This window comes from Photorhabdus stackebrandtii, assembly GCF_011189495.1.
GTDB lineage: Bacteria > Pseudomonadota > Gammaproteobacteria > Enterobacterales > Enterobacteriaceae > Photorhabdus > Photorhabdus khanii.
In genome coordinates, this window is sequence record NZ_PUJV01000010.1 from 38,289 (window position 1) to 63,341 (window position 25,053).

26 protein-coding genes are annotated in these 25,053 nt (G+C 43.9%); 14 read left to right on the forward strand and 12 right to left on the reverse strand.

Features of this window, described 5'->3' with window-relative positions; all coding sequences use genetic code 11:
- The first annotated feature begins 49 nt into the window (after positions 1 to 49).
- The 4 genes from C5470_RS10650 (at position 50) to C5470_RS10660 (ending at position 2,675) form a co-directional block, all read left to right on the forward strand.
- A complete protein-coding gene (locus C5470_RS10650) occupies positions 50 to 1,639 on the forward strand; it encodes a serine hydrolase (protein WP_207626955.1) in 1,590 nt (529 codons plus the stop codon).
- A 167-nt stretch (positions 1,640 to 1,806) separates the two neighbouring features.
- Positions 1,807 to 2,022, forward strand: a complete 216-nt coding sequence (locus C5470_RS22790) for a hypothetical protein (RefSeq protein ID WP_242687917.1) — start codon at positions 1,807 to 1,809, stop codon at positions 2,020 to 2,022.
- Between the two features lie 26 nt (positions 2,023 to 2,048).
- Positions 2,049 to 2,255: a deaminase gene (locus C5470_RS22795; protein ID WP_339916420.1), complete on the forward strand. Its 207-nt coding sequence runs from the start codon at positions 2,049 to 2,051 to the stop codon at positions 2,253 to 2,255.
- Between the two features lie 240 nt (positions 2,256 to 2,495).
- Positions 2,496 to 2,675: a hypothetical protein gene (locus C5470_RS10660; RefSeq protein WP_166288657.1), complete on the forward strand. Its 180-nt coding sequence runs from the start codon at positions 2,496 to 2,498 to the stop codon at positions 2,673 to 2,675.
- 186 nt (positions 2,676 to 2,861) lie between these two features.
- On the opposite strand, the gene uxuA is transcribed toward C5470_RS10660, so the two are convergent.
- From uxuA to C5470_RS10675, 3 genes are all read right to left on the reverse strand, one after another.
- Positions 2,862 to 4,049, reverse strand: coding sequence for a mannonate dehydratase (uxuA, locus tag C5470_RS10665; RefSeq protein ID WP_166288660.1), 1,188 nt, complete (start codon positions 4,047 to 4,049; stop codon positions 2,862 to 2,864).
- 88 nt (positions 4,050 to 4,137) lie between these two features.
- A complete protein-coding gene (locus C5470_RS10670; protein ID WP_036846377.1) occupies positions 4,138 to 4,896 on the reverse strand; it encodes an FCD domain-containing protein in 759 nt (252 codons plus the stop codon).
- A 119-nt stretch (positions 4,897 to 5,015) separates the two neighbouring features.
- Positions 5,016 to 5,996: a TRAP transporter substrate-binding protein gene (locus C5470_RS10675; protein ID WP_166288663.1), complete on the reverse strand. Its 981-nt coding sequence runs from the start codon at positions 5,994 to 5,996 to the stop codon at positions 5,016 to 5,018.
- A gap of 297 nt (positions 5,997 to 6,293) precedes the next feature.
- Here C5470_RS10675 and C5470_RS10680 point away from each other — a divergent pair, with 297 nt between their 5' ends.
- The 7 genes from C5470_RS10680 to C5470_RS10710 are packed head-to-tail and all read left to right on the forward strand — an operon-like array spanning position 6,294 to position 14,757.
- Positions 6,294 to 6,800, forward strand: coding sequence for a TRAP transporter small permease (locus tag C5470_RS10680; RefSeq protein WP_036846371.1), 507 nt, complete (start codon positions 6,294 to 6,296; stop codon positions 6,798 to 6,800).
- 27 nt (positions 6,801 to 6,827) lie between these two features.
- Positions 6,828 to 8,129: a TRAP transporter large permease gene (locus C5470_RS10685; RefSeq protein WP_166288666.1), complete on the forward strand. Its 1,302-nt coding sequence runs from the start codon at positions 6,828 to 6,830 to the stop codon at positions 8,127 to 8,129.
- Positions 8,130 to 8,166: 37 nt separating this feature from the next.
- Positions 8,167 to 9,624, forward strand: coding sequence for a fructuronate reductase (locus tag C5470_RS10690; RefSeq protein ID WP_166288669.1), 1,458 nt, complete (start codon positions 8,167 to 8,169; stop codon positions 9,622 to 9,624).
- Positions 9,625 to 9,644: 20 nt separating this feature from the next.
- Positions 9,645 to 11,069 (forward strand): glucuronate isomerase, encoded by a 1,425-nt coding sequence (uxaC, locus tag C5470_RS10695; RefSeq protein ID WP_166288672.1) that lies wholly within the window; start codon positions 9,645 to 9,647, stop codon positions 11,067 to 11,069.
- The gene (locus tag C5470_RS10700) at positions 11,066 to 12,010 is read left to right on the forward strand and encodes a sugar kinase (protein ID WP_166288675.1); all 945 of its coding nucleotides are present in this window, start codon (positions 11,066 to 11,068) and stop codon (positions 12,008 to 12,010) included. The genes uxaC and C5470_RS10700 overlap by 4 nt, the downstream gene beginning before the upstream one ends.
- Before the next feature lie 17 nt (positions 12,011 to 12,027).
- A complete protein-coding gene (locus C5470_RS10705; RefSeq protein WP_166288678.1) occupies positions 12,028 to 12,657 on the forward strand; it encodes a bifunctional 4-hydroxy-2-oxoglutarate aldolase/2-dehydro-3-deoxy-phosphogluconate aldolase in 630 nt (209 codons plus the stop codon).
- 51 nt (positions 12,658 to 12,708) lie between these two features.
- The gene (locus C5470_RS10710; protein WP_166288681.1) at positions 12,709 to 14,757 is read left to right on the forward strand and encodes an RNA-binding domain-containing protein; all 2,049 of its coding nucleotides are present in this window, start codon (positions 12,709 to 12,711) and stop codon (positions 14,755 to 14,757) included.
- Positions 14,758 to 15,185: 428 nt separating this feature from the next.
- On the opposite strand, the gene glpD is transcribed toward C5470_RS10710, so the two are convergent.
- From glpD to gntX, 6 genes are all read right to left on the reverse strand, one after another.
- On the reverse strand, positions 15,186 to 16,679 hold the full coding sequence (glpD, locus tag C5470_RS10715) for a glycerol-3-phosphate dehydrogenase (RefSeq protein ID WP_166288684.1): 1,494 nt from the start codon (positions 16,677 to 16,679) through the stop codon (positions 15,186 to 15,188).
- A 247-nt stretch (positions 16,680 to 16,926) separates the two neighbouring features.
- Entirely contained in the window at positions 16,927 to 17,685 is a 759-nt protein-coding gene (locus C5470_RS10720; protein ID WP_036846352.1) for a DeoR/GlpR family transcriptional regulator, read from the reverse strand.
- Positions 17,686 to 17,703: 18 nt separating this feature from the next.
- Positions 17,704 to 18,558 (reverse strand): rhomboid family intramembrane serine protease GlpG, encoded by an 855-nt coding sequence (glpG, locus tag C5470_RS10725; protein WP_036846349.1) that lies wholly within the window; start codon positions 18,556 to 18,558, stop codon positions 17,704 to 17,706.
- A 9-nt stretch (positions 18,559 to 18,567) separates the two neighbouring features.
- Positions 18,568 to 18,906, reverse strand: coding sequence for a thiosulfate sulfurtransferase GlpE (glpE, locus tag C5470_RS10730; RefSeq protein WP_036846345.1), 339 nt, complete (start codon positions 18,904 to 18,906; stop codon positions 18,568 to 18,570).
- Positions 18,907 to 19,004: 98 nt separating this feature from the next.
- Positions 19,005 to 19,580: a Fe-S biogenesis protein NfuA gene (gene nfuA, locus C5470_RS10735; protein ID WP_023044402.1), complete on the reverse strand. Its 576-nt coding sequence runs from the start codon at positions 19,578 to 19,580 to the stop codon at positions 19,005 to 19,007.
- Positions 19,581 to 19,639: 59 nt separating this feature from the next.
- Entirely contained in the window at positions 19,640 to 20,323 is a 684-nt protein-coding gene (gene gntX / locus C5470_RS10740) for a DNA utilization protein GntX (protein WP_036846342.1), read from the reverse strand.
- A gap of 39 nt (positions 20,324 to 20,362) precedes the next feature.
- On the opposite strand from gntX, the gene bioH reads away from it, so the two are divergent.
- The 3 genes from bioH (at position 20,363) to C5470_RS10755 (ending at position 21,901) form a co-directional block, all read left to right on the forward strand.
- Complete coding sequence (gene bioH, locus C5470_RS10745; protein WP_166288687.1) at positions 20,363 to 21,139, forward strand: pimeloyl-ACP methyl ester esterase BioH; 777 nt, start codon at positions 20,363 to 20,365, stop codon at positions 21,137 to 21,139.
- A gap of 131 nt (positions 21,140 to 21,270) precedes the next feature.
- Positions 21,271 to 21,603, forward strand: coding sequence for a type II toxin-antitoxin system RelE/ParE family toxin (locus tag C5470_RS10750; protein WP_166288690.1), 333 nt, complete (start codon positions 21,271 to 21,273; stop codon positions 21,601 to 21,603).
- Positions 21,596 to 21,901, forward strand: a complete 306-nt coding sequence (locus tag C5470_RS10755; protein ID WP_166288693.1) for a helix-turn-helix domain-containing protein — start codon at positions 21,596 to 21,598, stop codon at positions 21,899 to 21,901. Before C5470_RS10750 ends, C5470_RS10755 begins: the two co-directional genes overlap by 8 nt.
- 166 nt (positions 21,902 to 22,067) lie before the next feature.
- On the opposite strand, the gene C5470_RS10760 is transcribed toward C5470_RS10755, so the two are convergent.
- From C5470_RS10760 to feoA, 3 genes are read right to left on the reverse strand one after another with little or no spacing between them, the layout of a single operon-like run.
- The gene (locus tag C5470_RS10760; RefSeq protein WP_166288696.1) at positions 22,068 to 22,307 is read right to left on the reverse strand and encodes a FeoC-like transcriptional regulator; all 240 of its coding nucleotides are present in this window, start codon (positions 22,305 to 22,307) and stop codon (positions 22,068 to 22,070) included.
- Positions 22,308 to 22,316: 9 nt separating this feature from the next.
- Positions 22,317 to 24,629, reverse strand: coding sequence for a Fe(2+) transporter permease subunit FeoB (gene feoB / locus C5470_RS10765; RefSeq protein ID WP_036846326.1), 2,313 nt, complete (start codon positions 24,627 to 24,629; stop codon positions 22,317 to 22,319).
- A 47-nt stretch (positions 24,630 to 24,676) separates the two neighbouring features.
- Positions 24,677 to 24,910, reverse strand: a complete 234-nt coding sequence (gene feoA / locus C5470_RS10770; RefSeq protein ID WP_166288699.1) for a ferrous iron transporter A — start codon at positions 24,908 to 24,910, stop codon at positions 24,677 to 24,679.
- Between the last annotated feature and the right edge of the window lie 143 nt (positions 24,911 to 25,053).

The window sequence follows — 25,053 nt, forward strand, 5'->3', positions numbered from 1 at the left end:
AAATGCATGTATATACCTGTTTGTATAAGCTGAAATAAGGGAATTAATCATGGAATTGGATATATCTGAAAGTAATATTAAATTGCTTATCAGGAAAATAAATAATTTAATTGATATTGAAAATAAAAAGAATGGTGGTGCCCTCGCTGTTGCTGTTACTCACGGTAATAAAACCATTTATGAACGTTATATTGGGAAAGCCAGCATTGAACACGCGGTTGCGGTACATCCCAGAACTAAATTCTATTTGGCGAGTGTTTCAAAACAATTCACCGCTTTTTGTATTGCTTTGCTGGAAAAAGAAGGAAAGCTTTCTGTCAATGATAAAGTCGGAAAATATGTGGATTATTTTCCCACAGATTTCTCTGATATTACCATTGCGCATCTTATTCATCATACCAGCGGGTTACGGGATAAATATGTACCTTATAGTTTGGCGGGTAAAAACGCAGACTTTGATCACCGCAGTTTTGATCTATTGAGAAAATTGATTCAACGACAAAAATCGCTTAACTTTATTCCGGGAGAATATCATCTGTATAGTAATACCGGCTATAATTTGCTAGCGGAAATAGTTAATGTGGTTTCAGGTAAGTCATTGAGAGAATATGCGAAAGAAAATATTTTTGTCCCATTAAAGATGAATCATACTTCTTTCTATGATGATGTCACCGAGATTATCACTGACCGGGCGATAGGCTATTCTTATAACGAAGGTACGAATCGATGGAAAAGAGATGACCATAACGATTCAACGGTAGGTAGTGCTGGGCTGCGTTCTACGGTAAATGATTTGTGTCGTTGGATAAAAGCATTTTATTCGCCATCTATTGTACAGGATTTGTTGCCTTATTTATCCCGTACGCCAGATTTAACGAATGGCAATCGTAATAATTATGCTTACGGTTTTTTTATCAACCAACGTGAGGGGCAAAAGATAATACGACATGATGGTTCCTACGCTGGTTTCAAAGCCGAGGTTTGTATTTTACCTGATGCCAAATTGGGTATCGCAATGACTACTGCAACAGGTATTAATGTTGTTGAATTTGTTAATCAATGTCTTGATGCATTATTTAATACTGATATTTCTAAGCCAGAAAAACCGCATTGCCAAACTAGCAATATCGATATCACGGGTATGTTCAAAGGGGTAGATCCCTATCCCTATATTATTACCAAGGAGGATTGCTATTTATTAGGTAATTTATTTGAAAAAGGCAACCCGATTATCTTTAACACTGATGATACATTCCAAGAGGAGAAGGGAGAATTTCGGTTCAGACCTATCATTGAAAATAATGATGTTATCGCATTGGAACAGATTGATGAAAATGGCAATGTTTTTTATTTGAGAAAGATGATCGGTAAAGGTGATATTGATATTCAGCGATTGTCAGGGCGCTATTATAGTCACGAAACAGAAGCTATGCTTACTATTGAAGCCTCTGGTGATAAGCTTTATATTGATGCAGTTGTATTGCCTGGAAAAAAAGAAGTCTTACGGTGGGTTTACGGGAATAGTTATTTTTCTCAGGCTACAGAGCTGATTATTGATTTTGAATTTGATACGAATGAACCTCATCTTTATGTCAATAATTCACGTTGTTGGAAGATAGGGTTTGTCCGGGTTAAGTAGTGGATATTTTGGTAAATAAAAAATAGGAGTTAAGTAAAGCGTTTCTCTGGCAGAACTGTAGTATTTATGTTCTGCCTTTTTTACATGGCTACGATATTTTGGATTGGGTTGAAGATATGTTTTGGGCAGATGAGCGATATCGATAATTACAACAACTGGGTTGTGACGTGCCATTAACGGCAACGGATGGTGCTGAGTTAACGTTATTTATCTGGCCTGATTATGTAGGAGATGTGATTGAAGATGCTAAAAATAGTATAGATTATAAGATAGGTGAAGATTCAAATGCAAAAGAGAAAAGATTAATTATTGAAGATGTACTTAAAGATATTGAAGTGAAAAAAAAGAAGAGTTTAAGGAATATCTATTCAGAAGCAAGATAAACGATATTACCGAATATGGCAGGGTTGTGCATGCTGAAATTGAGGCAATCTTAGCATGTGCAAGAAGTAATGTTAGTATTTATAATGGGATATTATATTGTACTACATTTCCTTGTCATAACTGCGCAAAGCATATTGTTGCCAGTGGTATAAGGAGAGTTATATATATTGAACCTTATCCTAAAAGTAAAGTTTTTGATTTTCATCCTGATTCTATTGCGACATCTGAATAAGAAGTTTCTGATAATAAAGTGATTTTTGAGCCATTCGTGGGTGTTGGGCCTCGTTGTTTCTTTAATTTGTTCTCAATAAATCTAGGGATATAAAATAAAAAGAAAAGATAAGAATGGTAAGGTTGTTAAATGGTATAGAAAAGATGGAAGGCTTAGAATGAGGATGCTATCATTATCTTATATAGAAAAAGAGACCGAATCAGCAGCTAATGTGGATGATTTAATGAAGGAGTTAAAAAAATGACTAATAGAGAAGAGTTCTTCGCTTATTTAAGCGAAGCGAGTAAAATAGTTGAACAATGGCCAGAATGGAAGAAAGGTGGGTTAAGAACTACTCGTAACCAGCATATATCCCGTAAAGATCATACGGCATTAAAACCTAGAGGTTATGCGATTTTTGCAAAAAATAAATTGGTATAACTTATTCTTACTTATCGGAAAACAGAGAGTTTGCTGAGAGTTTCTCGTTTGTTACCGTTAGCAAATTAATTAAAATAGTAGAGTAAGATTTTATTCCAATCATCTGATAATAACCTCGATATGAATAAATATAAAAAGTAACCCTTTTTAGGGTTACTAATAGATATAGTTAATTACTCAAACTTATTATTTTTTCTCAAAAAATGCGCGTTTTAAACCTAATTCCAGCCCGCGAAATTCTGCCAGACCTTTTAATCGGCCAATACAGGAATAACCGGGGTTCGTCTGTTTTTTCAGATCATCAATTATTTGGTGACCGTGATCAGGACGCATTGGGATCAAGCGGTCATTTCCGGCTGCTTTGCGGCGATATTCTTCACGCAGAATTTCCATCACCACACTATACATATCTACATCACCTGCCAGATGAGCGGCTTCATGAAAAGTTTTACTGTTTTCTTCCCGTTGGGTAGAACGCAGGTGAGTAAAATAGATCCGGTTGCCGTAGCGTTGAATCATCTCAATCAGATCATTATCACCACGAACGCCGTAGGAGCCGGTGCACATCGTGATGCCGTTAGCCGGGCTTGGTTCAAGGGTTGTCAGCCATGCAATATCTTCAATAGTGGAAATGATACGTGGTAAGCCCAGAATAGGGCGAGGTGGATCATCCGGGTGAATTGCCAGACGTAAACCCTGTTCTTCACATACAGGAACAATCTGGTGCAGGAAATAAGCCAGATGCTCACGCAGTTTATCGCGGCTAATATCTTTGTAGCGATCCAATTGCGCCTGAAACTCTTCCAGTGTGTAGCCCTCTTCGGTGCCCGGTAGACCGGCAATGATATTAGCAGTGAGTTTATCAATATCAGCATCAGACATATTGTCGTAATAGACTTTTGCCTGAGCTTGTTCTTCAATGGTGTAATCGGCTTCTGCGCCAGGGCGTTTGAGGATGTGGATCTCAAATGCGGCAAAGGCAATTTGATCAAAACGCAGGGCTTTAGAGCCATTAGGGAGTAGATACTCAAGGTCAGTACGTGTCCAGTCCAACACTGGCATGAAGTTATAACAAATGGTGTCTATGCCGCATTCAGCCAGATTTTTCAGCGAAGTTTTGTAGTTATCAATCCATTGCTGATAGTGGCCTGTCTGAGTTTTAATTTCTTCATGAACAGGCACACTTTCAACAACCGACCAGATAAGCCCTTTATTTTCGATTAGGGTTTTACGGGCCAGGATTTCATCTTTGCTCCAAACTTGCCCGTTAGGAATATGGTGTAATGCGGTGACGATACCCGTTGCACCAGTCTGACAGATATCATCTAAGGAAACAGGGTCATTTGGGCCGAACCAACGCCAGGTTTGTTCCATTATTATTTACCTTTGCATAAATTCAGAATGAAAAACAGCCACCAGAATAACTGGATATAAAAACGTATTTATAAATTATCCTGCTGAATTAATTACGCTGCTTTGCTATTTCAAAGGGATATGAATTAAACAGATAACCATCGAAATAGGGATCATCAATATCAGACAATTCCAGCAAACGTAATTTCACATTCTCCAGGTGTTGCCACATTGCCTGTTTGGCTGCCGCCGGATCTTTCTTGATCATAGCGGCCAAAATGATCTGATGATCATGCAGCCATTCTTTACGGTAATCTTTGTCGGTGATTCGGCTATGGAGTTTTAGCCACATGGGATTATTTTCCCGCCATGCCCAGGATTGTTTAAGTAGTTCAACTAACATGCTGTTATGTGTCGCTTCCGCAATTGCCAAATGGAATTCTCTGTCGCCGGATTCATCTTCACCGGCAGCCAAATCTTCCGACTCTCTTTTCAGTGCCCGGCGCATATTAGCAATATCGTTGGGTGTGACTTGCATTGCGGCAAATTCAGCAATATTACTTTCCAGTAATTGACGAGCCTGTAATAGTTCAAAAGGTCCTGCCGCGTTGACTGAGCATGAAGACGACGACACGTGAGGGAGGTTAATAATATAAACCCCGGAACCTTTGCGAACTTCAATCAGGTTTTCCAGTTCGAGCATGATCAAGGCTTCACGGACAATGGTTCTGGAAACCCCTAATAAATCAGCAAGCTCTCGCTCTGGTGGTAAACGATCCCCGATACGATATTGCTGGTTGGCAATCATCTGCCTTAATGAAACGCCAACTTCTTGGTAAGGGCGTTTTGGCTCAAGTAAATGCTTCATTACATCGCTACCATTACGATAATTATTATTGTATTGCATAGATCATAGTCAAAAACAGGAATTGGTCAACCAAAAACGCCACTTAAGGGTGAAGGCCGTTTGACCTTCACCAGGGATGATTATCTTACTGCGCGAATGCGTTCTACCATACGGTAAAGCATTGGATCAGTTTTCTTGATGTTGTCGTACATAGGTTTGACGGCTTCTTCAAACGATTTTTTATCAACATCAACAAACTTGACCCCAATTTTTTCTGCGTTCTGGCGCTCCTTCGCTTCTGATTTTTCCCATAGCTTCGTCATGTATTCCGAAGAGTTGGCTGCCGCATCCATGAGGATTTTTTGTTGTGCTGATGACAGTTTATTTAGCGATTTATTAGAAATCACCAAGACATCCGGCACCATAGTGTGCTTATCCAGTGAGAAATACCTTGCAACTTCACTGTGACGGCTCAGGTTGAAAGAGGGAATATTGTTCTCTGCGGCATCCACGACCCCCTGTTGCAGGGCGGTATACAGTTCGCCGTAAGCCAATGGTGTCGGATTACCACCCAGGTTTTTCACCATTGAAATGGCGGTTGGGCTAGGTTGTACTCGGATTTTCATGCCTTTTAAATCCGCAGGAGTACGAATCGGCTTTTTGGCGTAAAAGCTGCGTGCACCGGCTTCATAATAGGTTATACCGACAAACCCGCTGTTTTTGCTGGAAGCGAGGATCTCTTTACCAATCTCACCGTTTTTGATTTTTTCGTAGTGTGCTTTATCACGGAACAGATAAGGTAAATTAAAAGCGGAATAGGCAGGTGTAAACGCTTCCAGTTCCGCAGCATTAGATTTGACTAAATCCAGCGCCCCATTTTGCATCAGCTCCATCGATTCCCGCTGGTTGCCCAATTGTGCATCTGGGTAGATCCGAATACGAACATCACCATTTGTTTTTTGGCGAACTTCATCAGCAAACTGAGTCATTGCCTTGTGTACTGCGTGATCGCGGTTATGGTTATGACTGAGTTTTAATGTTGTCACTGCCATGACTTGTGATGCTCCCAAGGTGAATATTGCGCCGATGACAGTAGATAAAATACGCTTAGAATTGTTCATTGTTCGTTCTCCAATTGCTGTAAATAGGTTACGGGCACAGCTGAACTGACGGTCAAACCATAAGCATCACTTTGGTTTTCGTCAAAAAGTAAAAATCATTTGGTTGACCAAGATCTCAAAATAATCCGGTTTTTTGGTCAACCAATCAGTTTGTGATCCCGCTCACTGGATGTTTTTTTGACCTTAATCTTATAATCCGGGTGACGTAAAGTGCCCTTTACTTATTTGGTCAGGCAGTTTTCTGACATCTGGTCAACCAGAAATGGCATCCGTAAAGGCCTATAAGGACAAAGCCCCATGAAAAACCTTGTGGATTGCATCAATAAAGGTTTGGCATTTTTTACCATCTGCCTTTCCACTTTTTTGGTGTTTTGTGTCATATGGCAGGTGGTTTCCCGGTATGTGCTTGGTACGCCGAGTACGGTAACGGATGAACTTGCCCGTTATCTGTTTATGTGGGTCGCCATGGTTGGCGCGGCATATACCACAGGCCAACACCGTCACTTAGCTATCGACCTGTTAATGATGAAACTTAAAGGGGCAGGTAAAAATATTGTGGGTTTGGTGATACAGGCGGCGATAGCGTTGTTTGCTGCGGTCGTACTGGTGTATGGCGGATCAGTACTGGCTATCTCAACGCTTGAAACCGGGCAAATTACACCGGCGTTAGGGCTACAGATGGGATATGTCTACTTATGTTTGCCAATCAGTGGAGTGTTGATGATTTTCTATGTGCTGGCAGACATTGTTTCTCTAATTCAGAATTTTTCAGGTAAAGACACCACGGTTTCTGAAAGTCATTAACATCACCAAACAGAAGAGGATAAGCTTATGGATTGGCAAGTGGTTTTAGCTTTGTTTGGTAGTTTCGCTGTGCTGTTAGCACTGGGTGTGCCGGTATCTTTTGCGATTAGTTTGTCGTCATTACTGGCAATTATGATGACTCTGCCAATGGAGGCAGCAATTACCGTTGTCGCTCAGCGTATGGCTGCAGGTGTCGATAACTTCTCTTTACTGGCGATCCCGTTTTTTATTCTGGCGGGAAATATTATGAATCAGGGGGGGATCGCTGCCCGGCTGATTAATCTGGCAAAAGTCATTGGTGGCCGTTTACCTGGCTCTCTGGTTCACGTCAATATTATGGCGAACATGTTTTTCGGGGCGATTTCAGGTTCAGCGGTGGCATCGGCTGCGGCAGTCGGCGGAACGATAGCGCCAATGCAGAAAAAAGAGGGCTATGAGCCGGAATATTCTGCCGCTGTCAACATTGCTTCCTGCCCTGCTGGTTTGTTGATCCCGCCCAGTAATACCTTGATTGTTTATTCACTGGTTTCTGGTGGTACGTCCATTGCCGCCCTGTTTCTGGCAGGTTATATTCCCGGCATTCTGATGGGGGTATCCCTGATGATTGTGGCGGCGATTATTGCCCGGCGCCGTAATTATCCGGTATCGCCAAAGCCGACATGGAGCGAGTTTTTTACTACCCTGGTTCGCGCCTTGCCTTCCCTGATGCTGGTTGTGGTCATTATGGGCGGTATTATTGCCGGTATTTTTACCGCGACAGAGGCTTCGGCGATTGCGGTGTTGTACAGCTTTGTTTTAGCCGTACTGATTTATCGTGAAGTCAGTATCACTAAACTGCCAAAAATCATTCTCGATTCTGCTGTGACCACCTCGATTGTCCTGTTGCTGATTGGTGCATCAATGGGCATGTCATGGGCAATGGCGAATGCTGATTTGCCCTATTTGATTGCTGATGCGCTGATGGAAGTTTCTGAAAACCCGCTGGTTATTCTGCTGGTCATTAATCTCATTCTGTTGTTGATCGGGACCTTCATGGATATGACTCCGGCGATTCTGATTTTTACTCCAATTTTCCTGCCGGTGGCACAGAATATGGGGGTTGACCCGGTACACTTCGGTATCATTATGACTTTCAACCTGGCGATTGGTATCTGCACGCCGCCGGTAGGGAGTGCGCTGTTTGTTGGCTGCTCTATCGGTGAGGTCAGCATTAATAAGGTACTGAAGCCTTTGGTGCCTATGTACTGTGCTTTGATTATCGCTCTGATGCTGGTGACCTTTATGCCACAACTGAGCTTGTGGTTGCCTCAGATGTTACTGAGTTACTGATTATTCAGATAATCTGCGTCGTTAAAGGAATTATTCCATGATCCGTAATATCACCAACGGCGAAATCAATCCTGTTGCTTCTTTTCCTGCCTATGATCGCCAGAAACTGGTTACTCGCATTGTTCATCTGGGATGTGGCGCTTTTCACCGGGCGCATCAGGCGGTTTTTACTCATCACATGCTGGAAAAAACCGGCAGTGACTGGGGCATTTGTGAAGTCAGTTTGTTCTCCGGTCAGACACTTATTCAGCAACTTAACGATCAAGATTGCTTGTGTACCATTGCGGAAAAAGGGGCAGAACAAACTGAGCTGAAAATTATCGGCTCGATGATTGATGCTTTACACCCTGAATTTGTTGGTCAGCAAGGTATTCTGGAAACCATGGCACAGCCGCAAGTGGCGATTATCTCGCTGACAATTACCGAGAAAGGCTATTGTACCGATGCCGCCAGTGGCAAATTGGATGTGAATAATGCGCTGATTCAACAGGATTTAGTTAATCCAACAGCGCCAAAATCGGCTATTGGATATATTGTTGAAGCGCTTCGCTTACGCTATAAACGTGGCTTATCGCCGTTGACGGTGATGTCCTGCGATAACGTCAGAGAAAATGGCAAAGTGACCCGTGAAGCGGTGATCGGTTTTGCCCGTTTACGAGATGAAAAACTGGCGCAGTGGGTTGAGGGGAATGTGACGTTCCCATGCACTATGGTTGACCGCATTGTTCCAGCGGCTACGCCAGAATCGCTGGAGGAAATAGCTGAACAATTGGGTGTTTATGACCCATGCGCAATTGCCTGTGAGCCTTTCCGCCAATGGGTGATTGAAGATAATTTTGTGAGTGGCCGCCCAAACTGGGATGTGGCGGGAGCACAATTTGTTGAAGATGTGGTGCCTTTTGAAACCATGAAATTGCGAATGCTCAACGGCAGCCACTCATTTTTGGCTTATCTGGGCTATTTGGGAGGGTATGCGCATATTGCTGACGCAATGATGAACCCCGATTACAGGCAAGCCGCTTTGGATCTAATGCTGAAAGAGCAGGCTCCAACTCTGACGATGCCGGCAGGAACGGATCTTTTCCAATATGCGCACCTCCTTATTGAGCGTTTCAGTAACTCCAGACTTAAGCACCAGACCTGGCAGATAGCAATGGATGGCAGCCAGAAATTACCCCAACGTATGCTTGATTCTGTCACTTATCATCTGGCGAATGGCAGCGATTATTGGCATCTGGCCTTGGGCATTGCTGGCTGGATGCGTTATATCAGCGGTAAAGATGAGCAAGGCGAATTGATTGATGTACGTGATCCGTTGGTTGACCAATTTAAATCTATTTATCGGCAACATGGATTATCTGTTGATGCAGTTCCCGCATTGTTGGCTGTTTTTGGCAACCCATTGTTAGCCAACCCGCATTTTGTTCGGGTAGTGAGTAACGCTTACCAACAATTATTAGACTACGGCGCACGTTGCGTTGTGGCGATACGCTGATCTGGGCACCGGAAAAAGACATGAAAAATTTTATGTGTGAAGATTTTCTGCTGAACAATGAAACAGCTCGTCAGCTATATCATGAACACGCCGCAGCTATGCCGATTTATGACTATCATTGCCATCTTAACCCGCGTGAAATTGCCGAAAATCGCCGGTTTGATAACCTCGGTCAGATTTGGCTGGAAGGGGATCACTATAAATGGCGGGCAATGCGTTCCGCAGGGGTTGATGAATCACTGATTACCGGCAAACAAACCAGTGATTATGAAAAATATCAGGCGTGGGTGAAAACAGTGCCACTGACGTTGGGAAATCCGCTTTATCACTGGACTCATCTGGAGTTACGCCGTCCGTTTGGTATCGCCGGGAAATTATTCGGGCCGGAAACTGCTGATGAAATCTGGTATCAATGCAATGAAAAGCTGGCGACACCGGAATTTTCAACTCGTGGCATTATGCGGCAAATGAATGTGCGTATGGTTGGAACGACGGATGATCCGGTGGATTCTCTGGAATATCACCGTCAAATCGCCGCAGATGACAATTTCGATATCGAAGTATTACCCAGTTGGCGTCCTGACCGTGTATTTAAAATCGAGCTGGCAGGTTTCACGGATTACATCAAACAGCTTGAGGCGGTGGCTGATGTGTCGATTTCTGCTTTTGCTGATGTGCTGGACGCGCTGGAGCGTCGTCTTGATCATTTTGCCGCGCATGGTTGTCGGGCTGCTGATCATGGCATAGAGAATCTGTGCTATACAGCGGTTCCTGATGAAGCTGTATTGGATAGGATCCTGCAAAAACGGCTGACAGGCGATATTCTCTCTGAACTCGAAATTGCGCAGTACACAACGGCGGTTCTGGTATGGCTTGGTCGTCAATATGCAGCTCGTGGTTGGGTAATGCAGATGCATATCGGCGCTATTCGTAATAATAATACTCGTATGTTTCGTTTGCTTGGTGTGGATAGTGGCTTTGACTCCATTGGTGATAGCAATATCGCCTGGCCGTTATCCCGCTTGCTGGATAGTATGGATGTGACAGATGAATTGCCGAAAACAATTCTCTACTGCCTAAACCCTCGGGATAACGAAGTGATTGCCACGATGGCAGGCAACTTTCAGGGGGGCGGTATTGCCGGTAAAGTGCAGTTTGGTTCGGGCTGGTGGTTCAATGATCAGAAAGATGGCATGTTGCGCCAGCTTGAACAACTTTCCCAACTTGGGTTGTTGAGTCAGTTTGTTGGTATGTTGACCGATTCCCGTAGCTTTCTTTCATACACACGACATGAATATTTTCGTCGAATTCTGTGTAACTTGTTGGGGCAATGGGCAGAAAACGGAGAAATTCCTAATAACAGAGCAATGTTAGGGCAGATGGTTGAGAATATTTGCTTTAATAATGCCCGCCGTTATTTTGCCTTGCCGGGAGAAAACCAATGAAGCGGATTGCATTTCTTGGTGAATGTATGATTGAGCTTAATGGCGCGCCTTTCGGTACTCTACATCAGACTTTTGGTGGTGATGCGCTGAATAGTGCGGTTTACTTAGCACGGGCAAGCCAGCAAAAGATTGCTGTGAATTTTGTTACTGCGCTGGGAATGGACTCACTCAGCGAAGGTATGATCAAACGTTGGCAAGATGAGGGTATCCATACGCATCTGGTGTTGCGTGATCCGGTTCATCAACCAGGGTTGTATCTGATTCAACTTGATGAGCAGGGAGAACGCACTTTTCTGTACTGGCGTAATGATTCCGCCGCTCGTTATATGGTTCGCCATCCTGATTTCTTTTCTGTTATTCAATCGTTGCAGCAGATGGATGCTATTTATCTCAGTGGCATTAGCCTGGCTATCTTGCCTGCCGATGATCGTGAAATATTACTGAATCAATTGGCTGAACTGGCTGCGCAAGGAAAAACGGTGGTTTTTGACAGTAATTACCGTCCGGCATTATGGGAAAGTGTGGTAGAAACCCAAGCCTGTTATCAGAAATTACTCTCTTTTACCTCATTAGCACTGGTGACAGATGACGATGAAGGCAATTTGTGGGGTGATAAATCAGTGACAGAAATCATGACCCGTCTCAAATGGGCAGGGGTTAAAGAAGCTATTGTTAAAGTGGGTGCAGCCGGTTGTTATTATCAGAATTTGGTGCAGAGTACGCCGATTGAGCAGATCCCAACTGAGCCGGTTGGTAAAGTGGTCGATACCACAGCGGCGGGAGATGCTTTTAACGCCGGGTTTTTGGCCGGCTATTTGACAGATTGCTCAGTACAACAAGCGGTAAAAATGGGGCATGGTCTTGCGGGTATCGTTATTCAGCATAAAGGGGCGATTATTCCAATCAGTGCTACTAAAACGATGATTGACAGCTTCTTTTAAGGGCAGGAGAAAAAGTGATGAAACAAATGATTGAGCAGTTACGCCAATTAAAAATTGTTCCTGTGATTGCTGTTGATCGTGCGGAAGATATTATTCCGCTGGGTAACGCACTGGCTGACAATGGTTTGCCGGTAGCAGAAATTACTTTCCGTTCCGCAGCGGCGGCAGAAGCGATTCGTCTGCTAAAAGAATCTCGGCCGGATATGCTGATTGGCGCAGGAACTGTTCTGAATCGTGGGCAGGTAGTTGCTGCGAAACAAGCGGGTGCCACTTTTATAGTTTCTCCGGGTTTTAATCCAAATACGGTTAAAGCCTGTCAGGAACTGAATATTCCGATTATTCCAGGTGTGAATAACCCAAGTGCTATAGAAGGTGCAATGGAGTTGGGGCTGAAACTGCTGAAATTCTTCCCAGCAGAACCTTCCGGTGGTTTGCCGATGATTAAAGCGATATTAGCACCTTATACTGAACTCCAGATTATGCCTACCGGAGGTATTGGGCTGGAGAATGTCCGTGATTATCTTGCGGTGCCGCGTATTGTGGCGTGTGGTGGCTCATGGATGGTTAGTAAAGCGCTGGTGGATAGCCAGAATTGGCAAGAAATTGGTCGCTTGACTCGCGAGGCGGTGGATTGGGTTAATGCTTAAGGCATAATCGTCCCTGCGTTTTGAGAAAATATGTAGGCAGGAAATTATTTGATGAGTGTAACTTTACAGGAAATCCTTGATCTTCAAACGTTGGTCGAAACGAGTGAAGTTGAGTTCAAACTAGCCAACGGCAGAGATGGCAAAGGCGAATTGCCCCGTGATTTTTGGCCAAGTTATAGTGCTATGGCGAATAGCGGCGGAGGTTGGGTTATTCTTGGTGTGAAAGAAAAAAAAGGTAAATTCACTCCGGTTGGTGTTGAAAACGTAGAAAAAATAAAATCCGATTTATTTAATACTGTTAACAATCCATCTATGGTCAGTATTAATTTGCTAACCGATAGCTGTGTTCAATCTGTAAAATTACAGGGAAAAAATGTTGTTGCTGTTCGTATCCCTGCTGCGCTACGTAAACAAAAACCTGTATTTATAAAAGGTGATCCTTTAAAAGGTTCTTATCAGAGAAGAAATGAAAGTGATCAACTTTGCGATGCTGAGACAGTAAAACGGTGGTTAGTGGAACAGGTTGAAGATGAGCGTGATGCTCGTATTTTAACTGGTTTCGATATAACCGATCTTAATATGGATAGCTTAAAGACTTTCCGTCAACTACTTGCTAGTGCAAAACCAAATCATCCCTATTTGGAGCATGAACTCCCCGAATTTCTGCGTTTAATACGAGCATGGCGTAAAGATCGAGTAACTGGACAAGAAGGCTTAACACTTGCTGGTGTTCTGATGTTTGGTAACTGGGATGCTATTATGGAGGCCGCCCCACATTACTTTGTGGATTATCAGGAACGGCCAGAAGCTAAAATTGAATTGCGTTGGATTGATCGTGTTTATCCAGATGGGACGTGGTCTGGGAATTTGTTTGATTTCTATCGCAGAGTTTATCGAAAACTAATCACTGATCTTAAAGTTCCTTTCGGGATCCAGTGTGGTCAGCGTCAAGATGATACGTTGGTTCATATTGCGTTACGTGAAGCATTAGTCAATACATTAGTGCATGCAGATTTTACAGGAAGGGTCTCCATATTGGTTGTAAAACGACCTGATATGTTTGGCTTTCGTAATCCTGGATTAATGAGAGTACCGATTGAATTTGCCATTAAAGGTGGAGATAGTGACTGCCGGAACAGAATCATGCATCAAATGTTTTTGCTAATTGGTTTAGGAGAACGGGCGGGGTCTGGGTTACCTAAAATATATAGCGGATGGTCTTCTGCTGACTGGCGTCGGCCTAATTTACATGAGCGTCAGATACCTGAGCAAACCTTGTTGGAGCTACCTACTGCTAGCTTGATCCCTGAAAATATCTTAATGCAGTTGAGACTCAGGTTTGGAAGCGAATTTGAACAATTAGAAAATCTTGATCGAGTGATTTTAGCTACAGTTGCTGTAGAAGGGTGGATTAATCATCAACGGGCTTGTGAGCTAACAACTCTACACTCCCGGGAAGTCACTTTGGCTTTCCCCCGGCTTGAATATAAAGGCTTTTTGGTTGCATCAGGTGAAAAACGTAATAAGTCCTACACATTACCCGGTATGTCGTTACCGAACCCAGAAGAAATTTTTTCATCTGTAATAATAAATAGTGTTAATAATGGATTGGGCTTGCTTCATATGGACTCTAGCTTGCCTCATATGGACTCTAGCTTGCCTCATATGGACTCTAGCTTGCCTCATATGGACTCTAGCTTGCCTCATAAGGACTCTAGCTTGCCTCATACAGCTTCAGATGCTCAAATCACTCGGGATGAGTTAGGGCGGCTCACTTCTTCTTCGTTTAGCTTGCCATTTGTTGATCACTTAGAGTACATAAAGTTAGATTTAAGAAAAAAACTGCAAGAAATTGCTAAACCCGCTTATGAGAATCGACGATTAGAACCGGAGCAAATGCAACTGCTCATCACGAAACTTTGCTATTCTCACTATATCTGTATTGATGTGTTGAGTACGTTATTAAATCGTTCAGCGAAAAATCTTAGACAGCGTCATATAAAACCATTGATTGATAAACAATGCTTGATTATGGCATTTCCCCAAACACCGAATCATCCTAATCAGGGGTACACTGCCAGAATGTCATCACAGGGGTAACACCTTTTGCTAAATTAGGTGGCGATTCTTTAAGGTACAGTCCTACCTAAATAATATGGATGGAAATTATGGCAGAAAGGTACGGGAGGATATTTAGTTTCCTGTATGTGGAAAAATAGGTTTATATATGCAATATTTTATTATTATTTTATTTTCATAGGATGAGAAATATATACATCATAAGAAAGAGACTTAAAACCTCCATGATTGTTTGTCTGTAATTACTCTATTAACCACTCAGTTATTTTTTTGAGTGATTAATAAAGTAGATTGAATATTGGTATTTTAATGTTTCTGTTAAATAATAAATTTTTATTAATGACTGGCAGATTCGACTAATAAGTGCCATTTGATTGAGCATAAATAGAGAATAAAAACAGGCGTAGTATATATTTTGCGCCTGAAGTTTACGTCAATTTAATTTTTGTTCACAATGGCTTCGCATTCTCTGTTAGCCATACTGCAATGCGCTGTTTCTGCTCTTCATTCAGCCACATGCCCAATTTGGTACGGCGCCATATCGCATCATCCAGTTCAACAACCCATTCATTGTTAACCAGATAACAAAGTTCTGCTTCATACAGACCTTGGCCGAAGAATTCACCGAGATCCGCCAGATTGTTAGCACCTTGCAGAATCAGTTCGCTGTTACTGCCGTAGGTACGAGCATAACGCACAGCAACACCTTCCGGTAACCAGTTGTAGCGTTTACGCAGTAAGCGGGCGTAACCGTCGCGGTCGCAGCCTTCCAGATTACCACCCGGTAATTGACCATTTTTGCTCCAGGCTCCTCCGGCATTTGGATAGTATTGAATCATCTTCTCCATTGCGTGCTCCGCCAGCTTACGGTAAGTGGTCAATTTACCGCCGAATATAGACAGCAATGGTGCTTTGCCCTGCTCATCATGAATATCGAGTGTGTAGTCACGGGTAATTGCCTGAGGCGAATCAGATTCGTCATCACACAGTGGACGTACACCGGAATAGGTCCAGACGATATCGTCACGGCTAATTTGCTTCTTAAAGTGATTGTTATAGACTTCCAACAGATAGTTTATCTCTTGATCGTCGATCTTCACCTCTTTTGGATCGCCTTTATATTCCACATCGGTTGTACCAATAATGGAGAATTCATCCATCCAGGGAATAACAAATACGATACGATTATCTTCGTTTTGCAGAATATAAGCTTGCGGCTCATCATGCACTCTTGGTACCACAATATGGCTGCCTTTGATCAGACGAATACCATAAGGTGATTTCAGTTTCAGACCATCGTCAAAGAATTCTTTAACCCAAGGACCGGTGGCGTTAACCAGACCTTTTGCACGCCAGGTATGAGTTTTACCTGTCCGCAGATCTTCGGCTTCAACCATCCAGCCATCTTGTTCACGCCATGCACGGGTAACTTTTGTTCGGGTATGCACTTCTCCACCGTGTTTTTTGACTTCTTGAGCGTTAAGGACAACTAAACGGGCGTCATCAACCCAGCAGTCGGAATACTCAAAGCCGCGGACTAATTCTGGTTTCAGTACGGAATTAGCACCGAATTTCAGTCCTTTACTGCTCGGCAGGCTGACACGTTTGCCTAAATTGTCATAAAGGAACAAACCAATGCGGATCATCCATGCCGGGCGCAGGTGTGGCTGGTGCGGTAGACGAAAACGCATCGGGAAAGCGATGTGTGGTGCAAGATTTAATAAAACTTCACGTTCTGCCAGCGCTTCGCTGACCAAACGGAATTCATAATGTTCCAGATAGCGCAAGCCACCGTGGATCAGTTTTGAACTGGCGGATGAAGTGGCTTTGGCTAAGTCTTGTGCTTCCAGCAGCAGAACAGAAAGTCCTCGGCCAGCGGCATCTGCCGCGATACCGGTGCCGTTGATCCCACCACCGATCACAATCAAGTCTTTGGTTTCCATGCATCCCCCTTAAAAATGTTCGAAACAGTTCTTTAATGTTCGTTTTCGCTCATGATTGTAATCGGAAATCCATAAATAGCCAACTATATTACTAAGAAAAAACATATTCGCGTGATATAGATAACAAATATTGTCACACCCATATAATTCACATGGCATTAATAAGGAAGCTAAAAGATGGCATAACTGTGGAGTGGCAAGAAGAGAAGATAGGGGATAGTGCTATCCCCAAATATAGAAAAAACTATTAGCAAAGTTCGAGCTGCACGTTATGTTGCTCAATCACTTTATGGATGCTTGGAGGGGGAAGCTGGTCAGTAAATAGGTAATCAATGAGGTTCATATTACCCAAATTGACCATAGCATTGCGGCCAAATTTAGAATGGTCAGTGACTAACATAACGCAACGGGAGTTTTCGATAATGGCGCGTTTAATACGTACTTCATGGTAATCAAACTCCAGCAGTGAGCCATCCATATCGATACCACTGATGCCAAGAATGCCATAATCGAGCCGAAACTGGGAGATAAAATCCAGTGTGGCTTCACCGATAATCCCCCCATCACGGGTACGAATCTCCCCACCCGCCAGGATTAAACGGAAGTCTTCCTTTGTCATCAATAGGGTTGCTACGTTGAGGTTGTTAGTGACAATCCGCAGATTTTTATGATTTAGCAGTGCGTGAGCGACGGCTTCTGGTGTCGTGCCGATATCAATAAACAGTGTTGCGCCGTCCGGGATATGGCTGGCAACATGTTGGGCAATACGGGCTTTTTCTTCTGACCACATGCTTTTGCGGTCATTATAAGCGGTATTGACTGAACTTGATGGCAATGCGGCACCGCCGTGATGTCGCTGTATTTTGTTTTTGTCTGCCAGGTCGTTCAAATCACGGCGGATAGTCTGGGGGCTGACATTAAAGTGTTCAACCAACTCTTCAGTACTGACATAGCCCTGAAGACGTACCAGCTCAACTATTGCATCATGCCGTTGAGTTTGCTTCACGATAGTCCCCTATTGTTCTTAAGAATGCCGGTTGTGAGTGTTATTTTTGAAGGTATGACGGTTATCCCACAGCGCCATCAGTAAGCCGATAATTAAACCGGAAAAATGGGCCGCGTTGGCAATGGCGAGTCCAAATGTGTCGAAATAGCCAATAATCAGCCAGAGGATCGAAAAAGCCATCAAACCGCGGGGAACGCTAATGCCGCGCTCAGGTGCACGTTCGCCGGTTAACCAGACATAACCAATTAAGGCGTAAACAACACCGGAAAGACCGCCAAAATGAGAGCCACTGAATAATGATTGTCCCCAGCCACTGAAAACAGCGGAAACGATAGTGATAACAAACAGCTTTCCTGTACCAAGGCGCTTTTCTGTTTGTCCGCCAAGATACCACCACCACATGAGATTAAAGATGATATGCAGTAGTGAGAAATGCAGTAAACCGTGAGTAACCCAACGCCATAGCTCCAGATGTTGACTGTTGTCTGGCCAGGCTAGCCAGGACATAACCTGATAATCCCCGGTGAATTGCATCCAGAGATAAACGGCGATATTCAGGATCAGAACGGTCATTGTTAACGGGCCAGCCTGACGACTCAAATATTGCCAATTCAGATTGTTATGATATTTCAATGAGTGATTCACATTGCCGGATTGCCAACTGGCCGCCTGATAACGTTCGTTCAGTGGGTCACGGGTAAATTGCTCCAGCTCTTGTTGAACGATGGCGAGTTTAGTGTCATCTTCCAGCCACAGTTCTACGTGCTGCCCATCGTGACTCGGACGCATGGTCAGATGTACTTGATGGGTTGCCATATAATCGATAAAAGCTTGTGCCAGGCGCGGGTTTGAAATAGCGATTACGTGGATCATGAGGTGTTGTTATGCCAGATTATGTAATAAGGAATCAACAGCTTGAGGATAGTCTCTTTGCCAGGCTTCAAAGCCACCATTAATGCTGTAAACCGCTTCAAAACCCATGTTCAGTAAGTACTGAGCGGCGCTCTGGCTGCTGTGACCGTGGTAACACATGACCATGACAGGTTGCTCGAAATGGGTCTGCAACATAAATTCATTTAATGTGTCATTGGTTAAATGAAAGGCCCCGGATGCATGGCCGCCCCGGAAACTTTGTGGATCGCGGATATCCACCATAATGGCGGATTTATCTTGCCAATGTTGATAAGCCTGCTCAGGGCTGATTGTTTGAAAATGTTCCATATATATTCTGACTTGCTCTTAGAATTTAGAGATTATCCCATTAGGTTATTATTGTAGTGACATTTTCCCGACGGTTATCCGAACGGGAAAGTCAGTTGTCAGTAATAAGAGTGTTCACCGCGTTGATGTTCAGTCAAGTCTCTTACACCTTTTAATTCAGGGAACATGTTCAGCAACTCTTTTTCAATCCCTTCTTTCAGGGTGACATCGACCATTGAACAACCATTGCAACCGCCGCCGAACTGAAGGATAGCGAAACCATCATCAGTGATTTCCATCAGGCTGACACGGCCACCGTGACCCGCTAATTGTGGGTTAATTTGTGACTGTAAGACATATTCCACCCGTTCGATCAGTGGAGAATCATCAGAAACTTTGCGCATTTTGGCGTTAGGGGCTTTTAGTGTTAGCTGAGAGCCTAACTGATCAGTGACAAAATCGATTTCTGCTTCTTCAAGGAACGGCGCGCTCAGCTCGTCAACGTAAGCTGACAGTTTCTCAAATTTCAGCTCAGTATCCGTTGCTTCAACAGCGTCAGGTGGGCAGTAAGACACACCGCATTCTGCGGTAGGTGTACCCGGATTGATGACAAATACGCGGATTTGAGTACCAGGTTCTTGGTTTGCCAGTAATTTGGCGAAATGGGCTTGCGCTGCTTCAGTAATATTAATCATATCATTTGCTCAATAGTTGACTGCTATAGTTGGTTATAATACGCCCATTCTCATCTTGACTACAAGGTTCGGCAAATCGCCCAGACCTGCACTGAGCGGGCGCCAGCACGAATTAACAAACGGGAAATTTCGGTCATCGTCGCACCGGTAGTAATCACATCATCAAGTATGGCGATGTGTTGTCCTATGACGGGGCCACAGAGCCGGAACGCTTTCCTGAGATTGGTTTTACGACGTACCGCTGATAAATTTCTTTGCGGTAGTGTAGCACGCGTCCGTTGCAGAATGCTTTGCTGATAATCGCATTGTAGCCATTCTGATAGTTGCTTTGCGATTAATACACCTTGATCAAATCCCCGTTTCCAGCGCCTGTGCCGATGCAGTGGCACACTGAGCAGAATGTTGGGTTTATACCATCGCCCAGCACGATAGCCTTGTTGCCAGTGCAGCAGAAACAGACGCGCCAGAACGGATGCGAGTTGTGGCGTGCTGTGATATTTATAGCGGCGAATCAGGCCGCTCAATGGTGGGCGATAATCGGTAATCGCGATCATATGTTCCCATAGCGGGGGGTTCTTGATACAGCGCCCACAAGGCAGTGAGGTTAATTCTGAGGGCAGTGCACAACGAGGGCACATATTTGTCAGACGTTTCAGCCGCTTGTTGCAAAAGCTGCATATTCCATGATGTGGAAACCACAGAGGCTGATGGCATAGCCAACAGTACCCAACCATTGTTAGCATAGGTTTCTTCCTTGATGGTAAATAAAGTTGAGAATAACAATGGCTGATCTGTTTTGGCAGACTTCTGCGGGAGATTCGCGTGATCTTGTGTTGCTGCACGGATGGGGGTTGAATGCGGAAGTTTGGCGTTCCATTGAAATGCGATGTGCTCCGCATTTTCGTTTACATCGGGTGGATTTACCGGGTTACGGCCGCAGTCAGAAATACGGTCCGATGAGCCTTGATAATATGGCGGATGAAGTCTGGCGGTATGCGCCTGAAAATGCGTTGTGGTTGGGTTGGTCGTTGGGGGGGTTGGTTGCCAGCCGGATTGCGCTTAACCATCAGGATAAGGTTGCCGGATTAATTACTGTGGCGTCTTCACCACATTTCAGTGCAGAAGGTGACTGGCCGGGGATTAAACCTGGGGTTTTGAGCGGTTTCGAGCATCAACTTAGTGAAGATTTCCAGCGAACAGTGGAGCGTTTCCTTGCTTTGCAGACATTGGGTACAGCCAGCGCCCGTCAGGATGCGCGGTTACTGAAATCCGTTGTATTGGCGCAGCCGATGCCTTCTGTTGAAGTGCTTAATGTTGGTTTGGAGATTTTGCGGACTGAAGATTTAAGAGAACCTTTGGCTGAACTTTCCATACCGTTTCTGCGTATTTATGGCTATCTGGATGGTTTGGTGCCAAGAAAAGTTATCAGTATTCTTGATGAGAAATGGCCGCGTTCAGTTTCAGCTATGATGCGTCATGCCGCCCATGCGCCTTTTATTTCTCATTCTGATGAATTTGTTGATTTATTGACTGATTTTGTTAGTAGAGAAGCGTTTTGAGGTTGATAATATAACGAACTTATTATTGGCGTGGTTTGGAATAGTCAAGCGTTCGCCGCATGAATGCGGCGGTTCGATGACTTTTGGTGTGCATGCTAAAATAATCTATATAGGTTAAATGGATTAGTTTTATGTTTTCAGCAAACATTATAAGAGCGGCATTCAAGGAGCTTTCTAAGTTACCTGTTGGTCTCAAAGTTTCAATGATTGAAGCCATTGAAGAATTAGACGCTGCTGGAACAGACTTAAAAGAGCCTAAAGTCAGAGATATTGGAAACGGGCTTAAAGAGTTAAGAGTGAATGCATCTGAGGGTATCGCGAGGGGGTTTTTCTTTTTTGCCGTTGGACAACAGTTTTATGTTGTTCATATACTGCAAAAGAAAACCCAAAAAACGCCGAAGAAATCGCTTGATCTGGCAAACCAACGAATGAAAGAGATTAAACGGAGTCTTAACAATGTCTGATAATGATTATGATATTATCCCATTTTCTGAAGCTAAAGCGCTTCTCTTAGAAGATACCGCGACTCTGGAAGCATATAACGATATTCAGATCCGCAAAACATTGATGAAACAGCTTAAGGATGCACGTAAAGCGTTGCATCTTACTCAGCAAGATGTTGCTCAGAAAATTGGCACTCAAAAGCAAAACATCAGCCGTATGGAAAATGGCAAGAGTGTGCCAAATCTGGATACTTTAAGTCGCTATGCTGCCGCGCTTGGCGGAGCATTTGTTTTCCAAAAAATGCCTGTAAATCAATAGAGTGTGTGTTTGAACTAAGAATTTTTATTTTTAAATGAGTAATGGTAGGGTCCACCTGTGATTTATAACCCTTTGGGCCAACAAGGTTGTTGATAAACCCCACTTTAAAAAAGTAGGGTTTATCTCAGACTCATCAATATATGATGAACTGTTCTATAAGTATGATTCAGTATTTCCCTGTGATCCGATAAACCGCCGTATCACATTTCTGTGTTTCAGGGCATTGTTTGCAACTGCCACTCAGGCAGGCAGTTGCATCAACCTTTTCCAGTTTGCCCATCACTGTAAGTTGTTCAAGCATAGCGGTAATCATCTGTACGGACGCACGAAGCTGGCGGCTCAACAACCTGGCATCTGCCCGTCCATTCAGAGCGACTGTATCCCTTACTTTTAACAGGCTAATCATTCTTAACTCCTAGTGACAGCTTCCACTGGAGCAGTGGCAACTATTTCCAGTGTTGCTGCTCAGTTTCATCGTCACGCGGCTGCGTGTGCGCCGCAGGAAGGAAAACACCAGTGCGTTAAAGAGGGTTACTGCCAGAATGATGATCAGGCTGCTTTGTGGATGCTGTGAGAAAGTCACCATCTGATAGAACAAGGCTGAGATTGAGTAAGCCACATTCAGCCCCCATAGAATGGAGAATGTCATCCAACCGCGGCTTGTTTCACGGGCGATAGCGCCCATCACAGAAACACAGGGTACATACAACAGGACAAAGATTAGATAGCTGTAAGCTGAAATAGCGGAGCCAAATTTTGTACTCATTATTCCCATAGAACCGCTATCCATCTCTCCGTCGCCTTTACTGGCTTCGATTGGGTTGGAAAGCACACTCAAAGTGAAGGTGTCTTTCAGGCTCCCCCAAGTTTCACCAACAGCCTCTTTCAGTTCACCAAGCAGGTTGAACCCCTCTGCGTCAAATGGCTCATTTGTAATGCTTTCTGCGGTGTACAAGGTATTCAGTGTCCCGACAACCACTTCTTTTGCCATCGCGCCGGTTATCAGTCCCACGGCTGCCTGCCAGTTATCTGCGTGAACGCCAATTGGCTGTAACAGTGGTGTAATAACTTTGCTGACCGAAGCTAGTGCTGATTCGTTGATGCTATCAACGGCTTTACCAGAGAAAGAGAAGCTATTGAGCGCACCAATAAACATACTGGCGATAACGATAACTTTACCTGCACGGATAACAAAACCTTTCAGGCGTTGCCATGTTTGCAACAGCAGGGTTTTCAGATGTGGAATATGGTAAACCGGAAGCTCCATAACAAATGGCGAGGCTTCACCACGCATAATGGTGTATTTCAGCATCAGGCCAGTCAAAATCGCGACTACAATGCCCAATATATAAAGAGAGAAAACAACGGTTGCCCCGTTTTTGCCGAAGAATGCAGCGGCAAAAACGGCAAAGATTGCCAGCCGTGCACCACAAGACATAAATGGTGCCATCATAATCGTGATCAGACGCTCACGCGGTGCATCCAGCGTTCTCGCGCCCATAATTGAGGGTACGTTACAACCAAAGCCAACGATCAATGGGACAAAAGATTTACCTGGCAGACCCAAAACCTGCATCAGACGGTCCATGACAAACGCCGCCCGCGCCATATAACCGGAGTCCTCAAGGAAAGAGAGGAACAAATACATCATGCCGATTTGTGGTACCAGTGGCAGAACCGTGTTGATACCGCCGCCAATACCTTGCGCGAGGAAAATAGTCAGCCATTCAGGAAAATGTAACGTATGACCAAGCCATTGAACGCCATGAATAAAAATAGCGATAGAACCTGCGTCGAAAATAGGCTGTAATGCACCACCGATATTAATCGCCAGTACGAACATTAAATACATAACCGCCAGGAAAATGGGTACGCCCAACCAGCGGTTGAGGATGATGTTATCAATTGCCTGGGTGAGTTTGTTTGGCGTTGCTTTTTGGCTGTCGATCACTGCCATACATAAGGTGTTGATGCTTTGATAGCGTGCATCGGCAATAACCAGTTCAGGTTCTTCGTATTGCTGTTGTTGCAGGCGTTCTTTGGATTCAGCCAAGATTGAGGCCGCAAGGCCAGAACGTTCCAGGCTGTAAATGTCCCCTTCAAGTATCTGAAGTGCTAACCAACGGCGTTGTTGAGCATTAAAATCGTCTGAAATTGCACCAAATAGCTGATCAACTTCTTGCAACAGGTTGTCAGGGTAGCGAATCAATGACTGCCCAGAATTCTGTTTATGGCGGTCAATCGCTTGTTTCAGTTCATTGAGTCCGGTTGCTCGGGTTGAAACCATTGGAATGACCGGACAGCCAAGGCGTTTCTCCAACTCAGCAATATTGATTTGAATATGCTGGCTTTTAGCGATATCCAGCATATTCAGCGCAACAATGCAGGGAATGCCTAATTCCAGCAGTTGTAATGTCAGATAGAGATTTCGCTCAAGGTTAGCAGCGTCTACGACGTTAATCAGCATGTCAGCATCACCGCTCAGGATGTAGTGACAGGCTATCTGCTCATCGAGTGATGTTTGTTCAGAAATCGTGGTCAGAGAGTAGGTTCCCGGCAGGTCAACCAGCTCAATTTTATGGTCTTCTGTGATAAAACGGCCAATTTTGCGTTCTACCGTGACGCCTGCCCAGTTGCCTACACGTTGACGGGCGCCGGTAAGTTGGTTAAATAATGTCGTTTTGCCGGCGTTGGGATTGCCGATTAAGCCAATGGTCAGTGCTTTCATGTTTTTGATGCCAAATTAGAAGTAACAGTTTTATTGCTTGCAATGGATTATGCGTTGCATTGGGCGTCGTCTAATGTGAGAAATTCCAGATCTTTTTTTCTCAGAATCAGGTTAACTCTGCGGGCCTCAATTTGTATCGGATCACCTAAAGGTGCTAAACGGACAACATGAAAAGAGGAACCGGGCAACATGCCTAATGACAGTAATTTCTGTCGGTAAGCTGGGCTGATCTTGGGAGAAAAGCCAATGATCTTGTAACTGCGGTCTGGAAGAAGTTGCATATAACCTTCCGGGATGTGTGATAAGTGAAAGAATCTTGAGAACTAAAGTTGTACTTATATTAGATAAAGTACGATTTTCATCCTATGCATGTTAATTGCAAATAAGAATAATAACCAACATTAATTTCAATATTAATCGCATT